Origin of the sequence: Aeromonas enteropelogenes, from assembly GCF_000819845.1 — a bacterium.
Classification (GTDB): Bacteria; Pseudomonadota; Gammaproteobacteria; order Enterobacterales; family Aeromonadaceae; genus Aeromonas; species Aeromonas enteropelogenes.
Genome location: NZ_CDCG01000037.1, coordinates 285,299 through 301,841 on the forward strand (window position 1 = coordinate 285,299; position 16,543 = coordinate 301,841).

15 protein-coding genes are annotated in these 16,543 nt (G+C 62.9%); all 15 read left to right on the forward strand.

All coding sequences use genetic code 11. The features are described 5' to 3' along the window. The first annotated feature begins 23 nt into the window (after window positions 1–23). The gene (locus tag BN1123_RS14100) at window positions 24–866 is read left to right on the forward strand and encodes an AAA family ATPase (RefSeq protein ID WP_042027721.1); all 843 of its coding nucleotides are present in this window, start codon (window positions 24–26) and stop codon (window positions 864–866) included. Beyond that, the gene (locus BN1123_RS14105) at window positions 867–2,030 is read left to right on the forward strand and encodes a vWA domain-containing protein (protein ID WP_042027722.1); all 1,164 of its coding nucleotides are present in this window, start codon (window positions 867–869) and stop codon (window positions 2,028–2,030) included. A 57-nt stretch (window positions 2,031–2,087) separates the two neighbouring features. Further along, window positions 2,088–3,209, forward strand: coding sequence for a beta-ketoacyl-ACP synthase III (locus tag BN1123_RS14110; RefSeq protein WP_042027723.1), 1,122 nt, complete (start codon window positions 2,088–2,090; stop codon window positions 3,207–3,209). A 48-nt stretch (window positions 3,210–3,257) separates the two neighbouring features. Beyond that, a complete protein-coding gene (locus BN1123_RS14115; protein ID WP_042028204.1) occupies window positions 3,258–4,703 on the forward strand; it encodes an HD domain-containing phosphohydrolase in 1,446 nt (481 codons plus the stop codon). A gap of 330 nt (window positions 4,704–5,033) precedes the next feature. Further along, complete coding sequence (locus BN1123_RS14120) at window positions 5,034–6,602, forward strand: ExeA family protein (RefSeq protein ID WP_042027725.1); 1,569 nt, start codon at window positions 5,034–5,036, stop codon at window positions 6,600–6,602. Beyond that, window positions 6,602–7,276 carry a GspB family T2SS assembly factor variant ExeB gene (gene exeB / locus BN1123_RS14125; RefSeq protein WP_042027727.1) on the forward strand — a complete coding sequence of 225 codons (675 nt, stop codon included), beginning with the start codon at window positions 6,602–6,604 and terminating at the stop codon, window positions 7,274–7,276. The genes BN1123_RS14120 and exeB overlap by 1 nt, the downstream gene beginning before the upstream one ends. Window positions 7,277–7,502: 226 nt before the next feature. Continuing rightward, window positions 7,503–8,375 carry a GspC family type II secretion system variant ExeC gene (gene exeC, locus BN1123_RS14130; RefSeq protein WP_042027729.1) on the forward strand — a complete coding sequence of 291 codons (873 nt, stop codon included), beginning with the start codon at window positions 7,503–7,505 and terminating at the stop codon, window positions 8,373–8,375. A gap of 22 nt (window positions 8,376–8,397) precedes the next feature. Beyond that, window positions 8,398–10,428, forward strand: a complete 2,031-nt coding sequence (exeD, locus tag BN1123_RS14135) for a GspD family T2SS secretin variant ExeD (protein WP_042027731.1) — start codon at window positions 8,398–8,400, stop codon at window positions 10,426–10,428. Then, complete coding sequence (gspE, locus tag BN1123_RS14140) at window positions 10,428–11,933, forward strand: type II secretion system ATPase GspE (RefSeq protein WP_042027734.1); 1,506 nt, start codon at window positions 10,428–10,430, stop codon at window positions 11,931–11,933. The genes exeD and gspE overlap by 1 nt, the downstream gene beginning before the upstream one ends. Before the next feature lies 1 nt (window position 11,934). Beyond that, a complete protein-coding gene (exeF, locus tag BN1123_RS14145) occupies window positions 11,935–13,155 on the forward strand; it encodes a GspF family T2SS innner membrane protein variant ExeF (protein ID WP_042027735.1) in 1,221 nt (406 codons plus the stop codon). 150 nt (window positions 13,156–13,305) lie between these two features. Next, window positions 13,306–13,737 (forward strand): GspG family T2SS major pseudopilin variant ExeG, encoded by a 432-nt coding sequence (exeG, locus tag BN1123_RS14150; RefSeq protein ID WP_042027736.1) that lies wholly within the window; start codon window positions 13,306–13,308, stop codon window positions 13,735–13,737. Between the two features lie 49 nt (window positions 13,738–13,786). Continuing rightward, window positions 13,787–14,353: a GspH family T2SS minor pseudopilin variant ExeH gene (gene exeH / locus BN1123_RS14155; protein ID WP_042028205.1), complete on the forward strand. Its 567-nt coding sequence runs from the start codon at window positions 13,787–13,789 to the stop codon at window positions 14,351–14,353. Continuing rightward, window positions 14,350–14,709, forward strand: coding sequence for a GspI family T2SS minor pseudopilin variant ExeI (gene exeI, locus BN1123_RS14160; RefSeq protein WP_026457827.1), 360 nt, complete (start codon window positions 14,350–14,352; stop codon window positions 14,707–14,709). The genes exeH and exeI overlap by 4 nt, the downstream gene beginning before the upstream one ends. Beyond that, a complete protein-coding gene (gene gspJ / locus BN1123_RS14165) occupies window positions 14,709–15,470 on the forward strand; it encodes a type II secretion system minor pseudopilin GspJ (protein ID WP_042028207.1) in 762 nt (253 codons plus the stop codon). Before exeI ends, gspJ begins: the two co-directional genes overlap by 1 nt. Beyond that, window positions 15,460–16,461 carry a GspK family T2SS minor pseudopilin variant ExeK gene (gene exeK / locus BN1123_RS14170; protein WP_042027737.1) on the forward strand — a complete coding sequence of 334 codons (1,002 nt, stop codon included), beginning with the start codon at window positions 15,460–15,462 and terminating at the stop codon, window positions 16,459–16,461. The genes gspJ and exeK overlap by 11 nt, the downstream gene beginning before the upstream one ends. The last annotated feature ends 82 nt before the right edge of the window (window positions 16,462–16,543 follow it).

The window sequence follows — 16,543 nt, forward strand, 5'->3', positions numbered from 1 at the left end:
CCCTCGTCAAAGGATCGGACGCTATGGGATTTTCAGGAAGCAGCCACTATCTTGCCTCTGATGCACTGAGCATGGCGGTCAATGCCGCCATCGTGCTGGAGAAGCCGCTGCTCATCAAAGGCGAGCCGGGCACCGGCAAGACGGTGCTGGCCGAGGCGGTCGCCGACCATCTGGACACTGAACTTATCGCCTGGCATATCAAGTCCACCACCAAGGCCCAGCAGGGGCTCTACGAATACGATGCGGTGGCCCGGCTGCGGGACTCCCAGCTCGGCGATCCGAACGTCGCCAACATCGACCACTACATTCGCCGCGGCAAGCTGTGGCAGGCCTTTACCGCCGACCAGCGCCCCGTGCTGCTCATCGACGAGATCGACAAGGCAGACATCGAGTTTCCCAACGATCTGCTGCTGGAGCTGGATCGCATGGAGTTCGACGTCTATGAGACCGGCGAGCGCGTCAAGGCCCGCCAGCGCCCCGTGGTCATCATCACCTCCAACAACGAAAAAGAGCTGCCGGATGCCTTCCTGCGCCGCTGCTTCTTTCACTACATCCGCTTCCCCGACAAGGCCGAGATGCAGGCCATCGTCAGGCTGCACTATCCGAAGTTGAAAGATGCGTTGCTGGAAGAGGCCATGGCGCTCTTCTTCGAGCTGCGGGATGTGGAAGGACTGCGCAAGAAACCCTCCACCTCGGAGCTGCTGGACTGGATCCGGCTGCTCTTGGCCGACGATATCGCCCCGGAGGCGATGCGCACCCACGAGCCCGGCAAGCTGGTGCCCGCTCTCTACGGCGCCCTGCTCAAGACAGAGCAGGATCTGCATCTCTTTGAGAAGCTCGCCTTTCTGGCCCGCCGTGGTAGCTAGATGCTGATCGATTTTTTTACCCACCTGCGCCGCCACAAGCTTCCCTGCAACCTGCGTGAACTGCTTGACCTGCACGCTGCCCTGGGGGCTCGCCTGGCCAGCGTCGATATGGATGACTTCTATCTGCTTGCCCGCACCCTGCTGGTGAAAGACGAGGCCCATTTCGATCGCTTCGATCGCGCCTTCGCCGAATACTACGACGGCCTGCAGGCCACCCCCCTGTTGCCCGAAGCGCTACCCGACGATTGGCTGCGCAAGGAGTTCGAACGGCTGCTGAGCCCCGAGGAGAAGGCGTTGCTCAAGTCCCTCGGCGGACTCGACCAGCTGCTGGAGACCCTCAACCAGCGCCTGGCGGAGCAGAAAGAGCGTCACGCCGGCGGCAACAAGTGGGTCGGCACCGGCGGCAGCAGCCCGTTTGGCCACGGCGGTTTTCACCCCGAAGGGATCCGCATGGGGGGAGAGGGACAGCACGGCCGGGCGGTCAAGGTGTGGGAGGCGCGTCACTATCGCAACTTCAGCGACGACTCGCCTTTGGGCCAGCGGGCCATCCAACTGGCGCTGCGCAAACTCAGGCGCTGGGTGCGCCAGGGCAGCCCCGACGAGCTGGATCTTGACGACACCATCCAGAGCACGGCCAGGCAAGGCTGGCTCGATGTGAAGCTGCGCCCCGAGCGTCACAACGGGGTCAAGCTCTTGGTCTTTTTCGACGTGGGGGGCTCCATGGATGCCCACGTGGTCGAGGTGCAACGGCTCTTTTCCGCCCTGCGCCACGAGTTCAAGCACCTGGAGTACTTCTACTTTCACAACTGTCTCTACGACTTTGTCTGGCGAGACAACGCGCGCAGGCACGAGGAGCGCTTCGACACCCTGCGGCTGCTGCGCACCTATGGCAGCGACTACCGGGTGATCCTGGTGGGGGATGCCACCATGGGCCCCTACGAGATAACCTGGCCCGGCGGCAGCGTCGAGTATTGGAACGAGGAGCCCGGCCAGGTGTGGCTCGCCCGGCTGCAGCAGCACTTCCCCAAGCTGGTGTGGATCAACCCCACACCGCGCCGGGAGTGGCTCTGGCACCCCTCCATCAAGCTGATGAACGAATTGCTCGGCGGGCGCATGCACCCGCTGACCCTGGCCGGTCTCACCCAAGCTATCGACCAGCTGTAATGAACCTCTCTACTCGAACGGACAACAAGCCGGGAGTGCACCCGGCGAGGAGCAAAGATGACCCCTATCGTGATCAGTGGCTCAGGCCTCTATACCCCACCCTTTGCCGTCAGCAATGAAGAGCTGGTGGCAGCCTTCAACCAGTATGTGGATCTCTACAACGAGGAGAATGCCTCCGCCATCGATGCGGGCCAGCTGCCGGCCAGGCAGCATTCTAGCTGCGAATTCATCGAGAAGGCCTCCGGCATCAAGAGCCGTTATCTGGTGAGCAAGGAAGGTGTGCTGGATCCCGACATCATGCAGCCATTGATGGCGGAGCGCCCCGATGACAAGCCCTCCATCATGGTGGAGATGGCGGTGGCTGCCGCCGAGCAGGCGCTGATCGCCGCCGGTCGCGAGCCGGGGGAGATAGATCTGGTGATAGTGGCTGCCTCCAATATGCCGCGCCCCTATCCGGCCCTCGCCATCGAGCTGCAACACTATCTGGGGGCGAGCGGCATGGCCTTTGACATGAACGTGGCCTGCTCCTCCGCCACCTTCGGCATCAAGACGGCGGCGGACATGCTGACGGCAGGCACAGCCAAACTGGCGCTGGTGGTCAACCCGGAGATCTGCTCGGGCCACCTCAACTTTCGCGATCGGGACAGCCACTTTATCTTCGGCGACGCCTGCACCGCCGTGCTGCTGGAACGGGAGACCGATTGCAAGGTGACCAACCCCTGGCAACTGGTGGCCAGCAAGCTGATGACCCAGTACTCCAACAACATCCGCAACAACTTCGGCTTTTTAAACCGGCTGAGCCCGCGCACCCGCTACGGCGATGACAAGCTGTTTCGCCAGCAGGGGCGCAAGGTGTTCAAGGAGGTGCTGCCCATGGTGTGCGACCTGATCGCCGACCAGCTGGACGAGCAGGGTTGGAGGGCGGATGCCTTGAACCGGCTCTGGCTTCATCAGGCCAACCTCACCATGAACCAGTTCATCGCCCGCAAGCTGCTGGGGCACGATGCCAGCCAGCAGGAGGCCCCGGTGATCCTCGACAGTTACGGCAATACCAGCTCTGCGGGTTCCATTATCGCGTTCCATCTGTACAATCGCGACCTTCCTTCGGGGGCCTGCGGTGTGCTTTGCTCATTCGGAGCCGGTTATTCCATCGGCAGCCTGCTGCTGCGGCGCCTGTAAAAAGGGGCCTGGCCCCTCATAACAATCATCCGTTGTTTGGGCGACATTATGCAGAAGATCACGGGGCGCTGTGCCCTTCACTACGGCGTGACACTGTCACTCTTTTGTCTCTACGGGCTGCAGGTCTGCCCGTTTCTCGAGAGCCTGACCCTGCCCCAGCTGGTTATGCCCACCCTGGTGGCCTTCACCTTCATGTTCGTCATGCGCAACTGGCTGCTGCCACGCAGCCGCCTCACCGCCCGGGGGCTGGGCGGTTTCGGGCTCGAGGTCGGCTTCTTCCTGCTGGGCGCCCTGATGATCTCCACCTACAATGCCCTGGTGCACACCTTCCCGCTGGAGAGTCATCTCAAGATCCTGCTGGGCATGACGACCCTGGGCTTTCTGGTGGCGGCGGACCTGACCCTGGCCCGGGACTGGCTCAGTGCCAAACAGCGGGAACAGCAGGGCTCCTTTGCCCTGAGCCATCCGCTGGCGATGCCGGTTTCGCGCAAGCTCTCCCTGTTTGCCCTGGCGACCCTGACCCTGTTGGGAGCCGTCTTCTTCCTGCTGTTCAACAAGGATCTGGAGTGGCTGATCACGGTCGGGGAGACCTTGCCGCACCTCGCAGCCCAGCACTACATACTGCTGGAAATCGCCTTCGTGATGGCGGTGACTTTCGGCTATCTCTCCCTGATCATTCACGGCTATGGCCGCAACCTCTCCCTGACCCTGATGCACCAGACCCGCACCATGGCCAGGGTGCAGTGCGGCGATCTCAATGCCCGGGTGCCGGTTATCCGGGATGATGAGTTCGGTCTGATTGCCGCCAGCACCAATCAGATGATCGGGGAGCTGAAAGCGCGCCATGACGAGCTGCACCTGACCCGGGATGTGGCCATCCTGGGGCTCGCCTCCCTGGCGGAGACCCGGGACAACGAGACCGGCGCACATATCATCCGTACCCAGCACTACGTCAAGGTGCTGGCCGAATACCTGAGCCGTCACGAACGGGCCCGCTACCCGCTGGACGACGCCACCATCGATCTGCTGTTCAAGTCGGCCCCCCTGCACGATGTGGGCAAGGTGGGCATTCCCGATGCCATCCTGCTCAAACCGGGCAAGCTCACCGACGAGGAGTTCGCCATCATGAAGCGCCACCCCCAGATAGGCGCCGATGCCCTGGCGAGCGCCGAGGCCCAGCTCGGCTCCAACTCCTTCCTGCACCTGGCGCGGGAAATTGCCCTCACCCATCACGAGAAGTGGGATGGCAGCGGTTATCCGAGCGGCCTGGTCGGCGAGGCGATCCCCCTCTCCGGCCGACTGATGGCGGTGGCGGATGTCTACGACGCCCTCATCTCGAAGCGGGTCTACAAGCCCGCCTTCAGCCATGAGGAGGCGAAGGCGATCATAGTCCGGGGCCGCGGCAGCCATTTCGATCCTGCCATCGTCGATGCCTTCCTCGCCTGTGAGGCAAATTTCCAGCAGATTGCCGCCCGCTTTCAGGACAGCCACTGACAAAGGGGCCGCCAACATGGCGGCCCTCCCCCTCCGGCATCATTCCCCTTTCGCAGCCGCCATAATCCCCTTCATTCACTGCGGTTGATGGCCCTCAGAGGCGCGCTAACGTTTTCCTCACTCACACACAACCAGCTGATAAATATATTATTTTTAAATAATGTGTCATTTTTTGGCCATTTGGTCCCGAGAATTATGGAACCTGGATCACAAGGCGATATAAAAGTGACGATATGGGGCCAAAGGAGCCAATCATGACTGCCAATCAGAGCCAGGTTTGTTATCATCCCTGAATCTTTATCACCTGCCGCCGGTCACAAAAGAATACCCATGTACACACAGTTCTTCGGCCTCTCGGAACCTCCGTTCTCCATTTCCCCCAATCCAAAGTACCTCTATATGAGTGAACGCCACGGCGAAGCCCTGGCTCACCTCACCTACGGATTGCAGGATGGGGGCGGCTTCGTGCTGCTGACCGGCGAGGTGGGTACCGGCAAGACCACAGTCTCCCGCTGCCTGTTGCAACAGCTGCCGGAGGAGACCGAGATCGCCTACATCCTCAACCCCTCCCTGACCGAACGGGATCTGCTGGCCGCCATCTGCGACGAGTTCCAGCTTGCCTATGGGGCAGAGGCCGGGATCAAGGCGTTGTTCGACCTCATTCGCGATCACCTGCTGGCCAACCTGGCGGCGGGCAAACGCAGCGTGGTACTGGTGGACGAGGCGCAGCACCTGCTGCCCGGTGTGCTGGAGCAACTACGCCTGCTGACCAACCTCGAAACCGACGACAAGAAGCTGTTGCAGGTGGTGTTGATAGGCCAGCCGGAGCTGCAGCAGATGCTGCGTCAGCCCCTGCTGCGCCAGCTGGCCCAGCGCATCACCGCCCGTTACCACCTGTTGCCGCTCTCCGCCACTGACGTGGATGCCTATGTCAGGTTCCGCCTGCAGGTGGCCGGTTGCGTGCAGCCCATCTTTACCCCGGGTGCGATCCAGACCCTGCATCGCCTGAGCGGCGGCGTGCCCCGCCTCATCAACCTCATCTGCGATCGCGCCCTGATCGCCGCCTTCGCCCGCGCCAGCTACAAAGTCGCCCCTGCCGACATCAGCCAGGCGGCCTTCGAGGTGACCGGCGTGCGGGACGAAGGGAGCTGGCTCTCGGGGCTGACCGTGACCCTGGCCGGCGCCCTGCTGGTGGCTGCCGGCTGGTGGGGCTGGCAATTTTTCGGCGTTTTTCCCGAGCGCCCCGTGGTCAAGGTCGAGGTGCCGGTCACCATAGACGAGACCGCCGAGCAGCAGGAGCAGCTGACCGAGGCGATCAACCAGGCGCTCGATCCCGACGGCGCTATGCAGAATCTCTACCGGGTATGGGGATATGAACCCGAACTGGACGACGCCACCTGTGCCAATGCCCCCCGTGCCGGCCTGCGCTGCCAGGAGGGGGAAGCAAGCCTCGAGGAGCTGCGCGCCCTGCAGCACCCCGCCATGATCACCCTGACCGACGAGACCGGCGGGATCTACTACGCCACCCTGGTGACCCTGGGTCCCAAGCAGGCCAGCCTGATGATCGGCGATCAGAGCTGGGAAGTAGAGCGCCAATGGCTCCAGGATAACTGGGGCGGCAGCTACACCCTCTTGTGGCGCATGCCCAAAGGGGGCGTGGGCCTCATCAGCAGCAACGCCGGCCAATCCCAGCTCCAGTGGCTCGACAATGCCCTGAGCCGCGCCCTGCAACAACCGGAACGCAAGGTGCGCCGCTTCGATGGCGAGCTCAAGCAAAAACTGCAGCAGTTCCAGCGGGATCAGGGGCTGACCCCAGACGGCATCGCCGGCAGCAATACCATACTGCGTCTCAACGCCCTCTCCGGCGAGCCCATGCCCAGACTGGAGGAGGCCTCCTGATGTCTACCCTGCTCAAGGCGCTGCGCCGCGCCGAACAACCGGCCATCCCGGCCCATATCCCCGCCATGGGGCTGCCGCTACCCCGGGAGGAGGAGCGTCACCCTCGCCGCATCGGCTGGCTGCTCGCGCCGCTGGCCCTGCTGCTGGGCGCCGGCGCCAACTATGGCTGGCACCTACTGCACAATCGCCCCATCGAGGAGAAGGTCGAGGTAAAGGAAGTGGTCAGGCCCCCCTTCGTGCGAGTCGAGCCCAAGGCGATGATAACCCGCCCGCTGCCGCCTCCCCTGCCGGAGCCCGTGGTGCAGCAACCCAGGGCGGTGGCTAAAAATGGCAACCCGGCCCCGAGTCTGGCCGAACAGTTGCTGCGCGCCCTCAATGAGACACCGTTGCAGGAACCCCGGGCCAGCGGGCCAGCGGTCGCCCCGAGCCAGCTGATGAGCCTGAATGCGGCGCCGCCCGCGGTGCGCCAGCAGGTGCCGCCGCTGATGTACGGCTCCCATGTCTTCTCCTCCAATCCGGCCAAACGCACCGTGTTGCTCAATGGCCGTGAATACCGGGAGGGAAGTGACCTGGCGCCCGGCGTACGCCTCGTCGCCATCGCGCAGGAGTACATAGTGCTGGATGTGGGCGGGCAGAGCGTCACCCTCAAGGCACTGCAGGACTGGCATGGTTAGCAGAGTGATGAAGCAAACCGTTCACCCCGGGTCGCGGGGCTGTGATATGAAGAGGATGCCAAACGGGTCACAACTGACAACCCCTGACGCCTGGCGTACAAGTGGCGCCGTGTCTCCTTGCGACGAAATGATTAAATACTCACCTGTATGCATATGCCTGTTGTGTCATGCAAACGGGCCGTTCACAATACGCAACCACACCGGAACCTGGAAGTGATTGATTAATATGACGCTACGATTCAGGGACGACATGTTTACCAGGCTGCTGGTCCAGTGCCGGCGCCTCCCCATGACCAGGATTGCCCAGCTGGTATTCCTGGTGCTGCTGCTCATGCTGGCCCAGCAGAGTGCCAGCCTGACCTGGCGTCTGCTCACCCTGGCAAGCCCCCAGCAGAGCGAACCCTGGCAACCGGCCATGGTCGCCACTACCACCCCGGACAGCCCGCGCATCGAGCTCGATGACATCAGCCGGCTGGCCCTCTTTGGCAAGCCCCTGCCCAGGGCGCAGGACAACACTGCCGTGGCCGCCAATGCCCCCCGCACCCAACTCAATGCCCAGCTCAACGGCGTGCTGGCTAGCTCGGATCCGGCCAGATCGATCGCCATCATCGCCATCTCCGGGCGCCAGAACTCCTACGGGGTCGGGGATATGATCGACGGCACCCAGGCCAAGATCCGCCAGATCTTTGCCGATCGGGTCATCATCGCCCACAACGGCCGTGACGAGACCCTGATGCTGGACGGGGAAGAGTACGGCAAGCCGCTGCCGACCCCGGAGAAACCGGGCAATACCCTCACCGACCTGCGCCAGGAGCTGATGGCCAACCCGGGCAAGATCACTGATTACCTCAATGTTTCACCGGTGCAGGTGGATGGCCGGATGACGGGCTATCGCCTCAATCCGGGCAGCAATCCGGCCCTCTTCAACCAGAGCGGACTGCAGGCCAATGATCTGGCCATCGCCATCAACGGGCTGGATTTACGAGACAACATGCAAGCCATGCAGGCGATGCAACAGATGGCTGGCGCCACGGAAATGACGGTAACCATAGAGCGTCAGGGCGAACAGCTCGACGTCTATGTGAGCCTGGCAGAATAATGATTTTGGAGTCGTACCAAGAATGAGCACTAAAGGGAAAGGCTGGCGTCTGGCTACCATGGCCGCGGCACTGATGATGGCAGGCAGTGCCTGGGCCACCGAATACGCGGCCAGTTTCAAAAACGTCGAAATCGAAGAGTTCATCAACACGGTGAGCAAGAACCTCAACCGGACCGTCATCATAGAGCCGTCGGTGCGGGGCAAGATCAACGTGCGCAGCTATGACCTGCTCAACGAGGATCAGTACTACCAGTTCTTCCTGAGCGTGCTCGACGTCTACGGCTTTGCCGTGGTTCCCATGGACAACGGCGTGCTCAAGGTGCTGCGCTCACGGGATGCCAAGACCTCCGCCATTCCGGTGGTGGATGGCAGCAACCCGGGCTCCGGCGACGAAATGGTGACCCGAGTGGTGCCGGTGCGCAACGTCTCGGTGCGCGAACTCGCCCCCCTGCTGCGTCAGCTCAACGACAATGCAGGCGGTGGCAACGTGGTCCACTACGACCCGTCCAACGTGCTGCTCATCACAGGTCGCGCCGCCGTGGTCAATCGCTTGGTGGAAGTGGTCAACCGGGTTGACCGCGCCGGGGATCAGGAAGTCGACATCATCAAGCTGAAATACGCCTCTGCCGGCGAAATGGTGCGCCTGGTGACCAACCTCAACAAGGATGGCAACCCCCAGGGAAGCACCGCCAGCCTGCTGCTGAGCCCCAAGGTGGTGGCCGACGAGCGCACCAACTCGGTGGTGGTCAGCGGCGAACCCAAGGCGCGCGCCCGCATCATCCAGATGGTGCGCCAGCTTGATCGGGATCTCCAGAGCCAGGGCAACACCCGGGTCTTCTACCTCAAATATGGCAAGGCCAAGGATATGGTCGAGGTGCTCAAGGGGGTCAGCTCCAGCATCGAGGCCGACAAGAAGGGGGGCACGGCGGCCACCACGGGGGGCGCCAGCATCGGCGGTGGCAAGCTTGCCATCTCCGCCGACGAGACCACCAATGCCCTGGTCATCACCGCCCAGCCTGACGTGATGGCGGAGCTCGAGCAGGTGATCGCCAAGCTCGATATCCGCCGTGCCCAGGTGCTGGTCGAAGCCATCATCGTCGAGATGGCCGATGGTGACGGCCTCGATCTCGGTGTGCAGTGGAACCACGCCGACTACGGTACGGTGCAGTTCCCCGGCACCAACGTGCCGATCACTAGCAAGGTGGCTGCCGACAAGGCGCTTGATCTGGGTAAACCAGAGCTCAGCGCTGCGCTAATGAAGAACATCACAGGTATGGCTGCCGGTTTCTACCATGGCGACTGGAGCATGCTGGCCACAGCAATAGCCTCCAATACCAAGAACGATATCCTCTCCACCCCGAGCATAGTCACCATGGACAACAAGGAGGCGTCGTTCAACGTGGGTCAGGAGGTGCCGGTCCAGACCGGTTCGCAAAGCTCCACCTCGGGTGACAACATCTTCAACACCATAGAGCGCAAGACGGTGGGCACCAAGCTGGTGGTCACTCCCCAGATCAACGAGGGGGACTCGGTGCTGCTCAGCATAGAGCAGGAGGTCTCCAGCGTGGCAACCAAACCAGCCGAAGGCACTTCCACCTTGGGTCCTACATTCGATACCCGTACCGTGAAAAACGCCGTGCTGGTGAAAAGCGGTGAGACAGTGGTGCTGGGCGGCCTGATGGACGAAAAAACCAGTGAGAGCGTCTCGAAAGTGCCCCTGCTGGGAGATATCCCTGTACTGGGCTACCTGTTCCGTTCCACCTCCAGCTCAACCTCCAAGCGCAACCTGATGGTCTTTATCCGGCCAACCATACTGCGTGATGCCAATGTCTACTCCGGCATCTCCAACAACAAGTACTCCCTGTTCCGCGCCGAGCAGCTGGAAGCCGCCGCTCAGGATGCCTACCTCACCTCGCCCAAGCGCCAGGTGCTGCCGGAATACGGTCAGGATGTGATGGTCTCCCCCGAGGTGAAAAAGCAGCTCCAGCAGATGCAACTTCGTCAGCAAAGCACGGTCGAGAGCACCACTCCCTTTGTGCAGAGCAAGCCCTGATGAGCGCCTACCAGCTGGACGACAGCGAACTGCCGCCGCCACTGCCCGAGCTGCCCTTTGCGTTTGCCCGCAACTTCGGGGTGATCCTGACCGAGCGTGATGGCGCCCCCCTGCTGCTGTGCCGTCAGGGGGTCACGCCGCAGGCCCTGCTCGAAGTGCGCCGGGTCGCCGGCGTCCCCTTCGCGGTGGAGATGCTCGATGGCGACGCCTTCGAAGAGTTGCTGATGGCCCACTACCAGCGCGACTCCTCCGAGGCACGCCAGCTGATGGAAGATCTCGGCAACGAGATGGACTTTTTCACCCTCGCCGAAGAGCTGCCCCAAAGCGAAGATCTGCTGGACGCCGACGACGATGCACCCATCATCCGCCTCATCAACGCCATGCTGAGCGAGGCGATCAAAGAGGAGGCATCGGACATCCATATCGAGACCTTCGAGCGCGCCCTGGTCATTCGTTTTCGCATCGATGGGGTGCTGCGGGAGATCCTGCGCCCCCATCGCAAGCTCGCCTCCTTGCTGGTATCGCGCATCAAGGTGATGTCGCGCATGGACATTGCCGAGAAGCGGGTGCCCCAAGATGGCCGCATCTCCCTGCGCATTGGCGGGCGCGCCGTCGACGTGCGGGTCTCCACCATGCCGTCAAGCTACGGCGAGCGGGTGGTATTGCGTCTGCTCGACAAAAACACCATCCGCCTCGAGCTCAAGCAGCTTGGCATGACCCAACGCAACCGCACCATCATCAGCGAGCTTATCAGAAAGCCCCACGGCATTATCCTGGTGACCGGCCCGACCGGCTCGGGCAAGTCCACCACCCTGTATGCGGCGCTCTCCGAGATCAACTCGCGGGATCGCAACATCCTCACGGTGGAAGACCCCATCGAATATGACCTGGAAGGGGTCGGCCAGACCCAGGTCAACAGCAAGGTGGACATGACCTTCGCCCGCGGCCTGCGCGCCATATTGCGTCAGGATCCGGACGTGGTGATGGTGGGGGAAATTCGTGACCTCGAGACCGCCCAGATCGCGGTGCAGGCGTCGCTGACCGGTCACCTGGTGATGTCGACCCTGCACACTAACACCGCCATCGGCGCCATCACCCGAATGCGGGACATGGGCATCGAGCCCTTCCTGCTCTCCTCATCCTTGCTGGCGGTGCTGGCCCAGCGGCTGGTGCGCACCCTCTGCCCGGATTGTCGCGCCCCGCGCCCGGTCACCGAGCAGGAGCGTCTCGCCATGGGTATCGAACTGACCGCCGATCAGCAGATCTGGCATCCGGTGGGCTGCGAGCAGTGCAACCACACCGGCTATCGCGGCCGTACCGGCATCCACGAGCTGGTTGTGGTGGACGAAGCAGTGCGCGAGGCCATTCACGGCGCCAGTGGCGAGATGGCCATCGAGCGCCTCATCCGCGATAACACCCCCAGCATCCGCCGCGACGGCATCGACAAGGTGCTCAAGGGGCAGACCAGCCTGGAAGAGGTGCTGCGCGTGACCCGGGAAGATTGAGATGGCGGCATTCGAATACAAGGCACTCGACACCCGGGGACGCAGCAAGAGTGGCGTGCTGGAGGGGGATTCCGCCCGCCAGGTGCGCCAGCTGCTGCGTGAGCAGGGGCTGACCCCGCTCGAGGTGAACGAGACCACCGAGAAAGCAAAACGGGAAGCGACCCGCTTTGCCCTGTTTCGCCGCGGTGCCAGCACCGCCGAGCTGGCTCTCATCACCCGCCAGCTGGCAACTCTGGTGGGCGCCGGCCTCACCATCGAAGAGGCCCTCAAGGCGGTCGCCGAACAGTGCGAGAAGGCCCATCTGCGCAGCCTGGTGGCGACGGTGCGCAGCAAGGTGGTGGAGGGGTATTCGCTGGCCGACTCCCTGGGGGCCTTCCCTCACGTGTTCGATCAGCTGTTTCGCTCCATGGTGGCGGCCGGCGAGAAGTCCGGTCACCTGGAGAAGGTGCTCAACCGCCTGGCCGACTACACCGAGCAGCGCCAGCACATGCGCACCAAGCTGCTGCAGGCGATGATCTACCCCATCGTCCTCACCTGCGTGGCCATCGGTGTCATCTCCATCCTGCTCACCGCCGTGGTGCCCAAGGTGGTGGCCCAGTTCGAGCACATGGGCCAGCAGCTGCCCGGCACCACCCGTTTTCTTATCGGCACCAGCGAGCTGATGCAGGCCTATGGCCTCTGGTTCTTGCTGCTGCTGTTTGTCGGCAGCCTGGTCTGGCGCTGGTGGCTCACCGACGACAAGCGTCGCCGTCGCTGGCATCAGGTCATCTTGCGCCTGCCGGTAATAGGCCGGGTCAGCCGCGGCCTCAACACCGCCCGTTTCGCCCGCACCTTAAGCATCCTCAACGCCAGCGCCGTACCGCTGCTGGAAGGGATGCGGATCGCCGGTGAAGTGCTTTCCAACGACTTTGCCCGGATGCGGATCGGCGAGGCCACCGAGCGGGTACGCGAGGGGACCAGCCTGCGCAAATCCTTGGCGGAAACCAGGATTTTCCCGCCCATGATGCTGCACATGATCGCCTCCGGCGAGCAGAGCGGCGAGCTCGACAGCATGCTGGAGCGGGCGGCAGACAACCAGGATCGGGAGTTCGAGTCCCAGGTCAACATCGCCCTCGGGGTGTTCGAACCCATGCTGGTGGTCTCCATGGCCGGGGTGGTGCTGTTTATCGTGATGTCGATCCTGCAGCCGATCCTCGAGCTCAACAATATGGTGAATCTGTAGGTGAGGGTGTCCGAATACGCTTCGCTATTCGAACCTACAAACCCAATCGAACCCGTAGGTTCGATTAGCCGACAGGCGTAATCGAACGATCGCGGTTTAACAATTAATCGTTGATGGTTCATGCCATCTCATTTCGTTAGGGAGTCAGTCATGCAAAAACGTCGTCAATCCGGTTTTACCCTGCTGGAAGTCATGGTGGTCATCGTGATCCTCGGGATCCTGGCCAGCCTGGTGGTGCCCAACCTGATGGGCAACAAGGAGAAGGCCGACCAGCAGAAGGCGGTCTCCGACATAGTCGCGCTGGAAAATGCCCTCGACATGTACAAGCTGGACAACAACCGCTACCCGACCACAGAGCAGGGGCTGGAAACCCTGGTCACCCAGCCGACCGTCGATCCGGCGCCGCGCAGCTACCGCGAGGGTGGCTACATCAAGCGCCTGCCGCAGGATCCCTGGGGCAACCCGTATCAGCTGCTGAGCCCGGGCCAGTTTGGCAAGCTCGACATCTTCACCATGGGACCGGATGGCGAAGCCGGCAGCGATGATGACATCGGCAACTGGAACCTGAAGGACTTCCAGTAAGTGAATGCCTGCCCCTGCATCCTGCTTCGCCCTGCCCGCTGAGGCCTGCGTGAGAGTCAGTCAGGCCCCTCGTCGCCAATCCGGCTTTACCCTGCTGGAGGTCTTGCTGGTCGCCATGCTGATGGGGCTGGTGGCCACCGCTGTCACCCTCAGCATGGGGGGCGCCCGCGGCGACAGAGAGCTCGACCAGCAGGCACGCCGCCTGATGGCGACCCTGCAGCTGGCGCAGGAGTATGCGGTGATGGAGGGGCGCCTGGTGGGTCTTCGCATCGAGGAGAACGGCTGGCAGTACATGCAGCGCGCCGCCCGGGATCGCAAATGGCAGCCGATCGCCGATGACAGACAGCTCGGCCAGGTCGGGCTGCCAGAGAACATGACGCTGGGCCTCGAGCTCGGCGGCTTTGGCTGGCAGCCCGATCCCGACGAGGAGCGCGAGCAGAAACGGGACGAGAAAGAACGCACGCCCCAGCTGCTCATCTTCCCGGGGGGCGAGCTCACGTCGTTTACCCTCACCTTCAACCAGCAGGATGACGATGCCCGCTACATCCGCATCGTCAAGGGGGACGAGTTCGGTCGCCTGACCCTGCTGACCGGTGATGAGGAGCAGCCCGAATGAAGGCGCGCGGCATGACACTGCTGGAGGTGATGGTCGCGCTGGCGGTATTCGCCATCGCCGGTCTTGCGGTGATGAAGACAGCCAGCGAGCACCTCTCGGCCCTCAACTACCTGGAAGAGAAGACGCTGGCCACCTGGGTGGTGGAGAACCAGCTGGTGCAGCAAAAACTCGAGAAGAAGTGGCCCGGCGACAGCTGGGTGGAGGGAGAGGAGCAGCTGGCCGGACAGACCTGGTACTGGCGCTATCGCGGCGTCGCCACCAGCGACAACAACTTCAAGGCGCTGGATATGGAAGTGCGCACCGAGGCGAAATCAGCGAGCCCGGTCGCCATGCTGCGGACCTATATCAACCGATGATGCGCCACCGTCCCCGTCACGCCGGCTTTACCCTGCTTGAGATGCTGGTGGCCATAGCCATCTTCGCCACCCTGAGTCTGGGCGCCTATCAGGTGCTGCAGGGGGTGCTCACCAGCGACGAGGTGGCCAAGCGCAAGGAGGCCAGGCTCTACGAGTTGCAACTCGCCTTCACCCTGCTGGAGCGGGATGTCACCCAGATGGTGCCCAGAAGCGGCCGCATCGAGGGCGAAAGCAACAAGGTATTGCTGGCGGCATCGCGCTTCGGCCAGCAGAGCGATGACTGGGGCATGGCGTTTATGCGCAGCGGCTGGCTCAACCCGGATGGCATGCTGCCCCGCTCCCAGCTGCAGCGGGTGGGATGGCGCCTCAAGGATCAGACCCTGGAGCGGCTGAGTTATCTCTACCCGGATCCGGTGATCGGCAGCGAGCCGCGCATCCAGCCGGTGCTCAAGGGGGTCACAGCCCTGCGCCTCTATTTCTACGATCAGGGACGCTGGCGAGAGGAGTGGACCCAGCGCAGCGTGCTGCCTTACGGGCTCGCGGTCGAGCTGGATCTGGAGGATTACGGCACCATTCGCCGCCAGTTCCTGATCGGTGCCGGCGGCCAGCGCTACGAAGAGAACAGCCAGAGCCAGGACAACCCGGATAGCAACAACGGGAACAACACCGGCAACGGCGGCACCGATCAGGGGGGCACAACAGACAACAATGGCGGAAACGTGAATGACAACCAGAGTGGAGTCACTCCCAATGAGGGGTAGCGCCCGCCTGGACCGCCAGGGGGGCATGGCCCTGCTGGTGGTGTTGCTCATCCTCTCCGTGATGGTGATCGTCGCCAGCAACATGAGCGGCCGCCTGCAGCTGGAGCTGCGCCGCACCGCCAACCTCACTGCGGGCAAGCAGGCCTGGTGGTATGCCATGTCGGCGGAGGCACTGGTGAGCAAGGTGCTGACCCAGGATTTCAAGGATGACCCCGAGGTGGTGAGCCTGGGGCAGAACTGGGCCCGCAAGGAGGCGGTGTTCCCGCTGGAGGATGGCAAGCTGCGTGGCGAGGTGACCGACCTGCAATCCTGCTTCAACCTCAACAGCCTGGCCGTGGCGAGTGCTGCGGGGGTGGGCGAGGAGCTGGAACAGCAGCCCTATCCGGTGCAGGTGTTTCGCGAACTGCTGAGCCAGCTGGGGATGGAGGATTACGAAGCGGCCCAGCTTACCGATGCCGTGCGCGACTGGGTCGACAAGGATACTGTGCTGGTCTCGAGTCTGGGGGCCGAGGACGCCTATTACGAAGGGCTCAAGCCTCCCTATCTGACAGCCAACCAGTGGATGCTGGGCAAGGATGAGCTGAGGGCGGTGCGCGGGGTCACGGCCAGGGTCTATGCCAAACTGGCCCCCTATGTCTGCGCCCTGCCAAGCAGCAAGCTGAAGATCAATATCAACACGCTGGATCCGGAGCAGCCGGCCCTCTTGGTGGCACTCTACCGGGGCAAGATAGGACCGGACGATGCCAAACGGCTGCTGACCGAGCGCCCCAAGAAGGGGTGGAAAGAGATCAAGCTGATGACGGATCGCATGGGTGTCCCCCTTGAGAGCATCAAGGGGCTCAAGGAGGCCATGGTGGTCAAGAGCGACTTTTTTGCCGCCCGAGTGGTCGCCGAGACGGGGGACACCCGCGCCTGGCTGGAGACCCTGTTCCAGCGCGGCAAGGACAACAAACTGGTGGTGCTGCGCCGTTTGAACGGCACCGCCGAATGAGGGAAGCCGAAGCAAGCCTTCGGCACCCGACCGATTTTGGATGCAGCCGGCAGGCTGCGCACCGGCGGCCCACTCGGGGTAC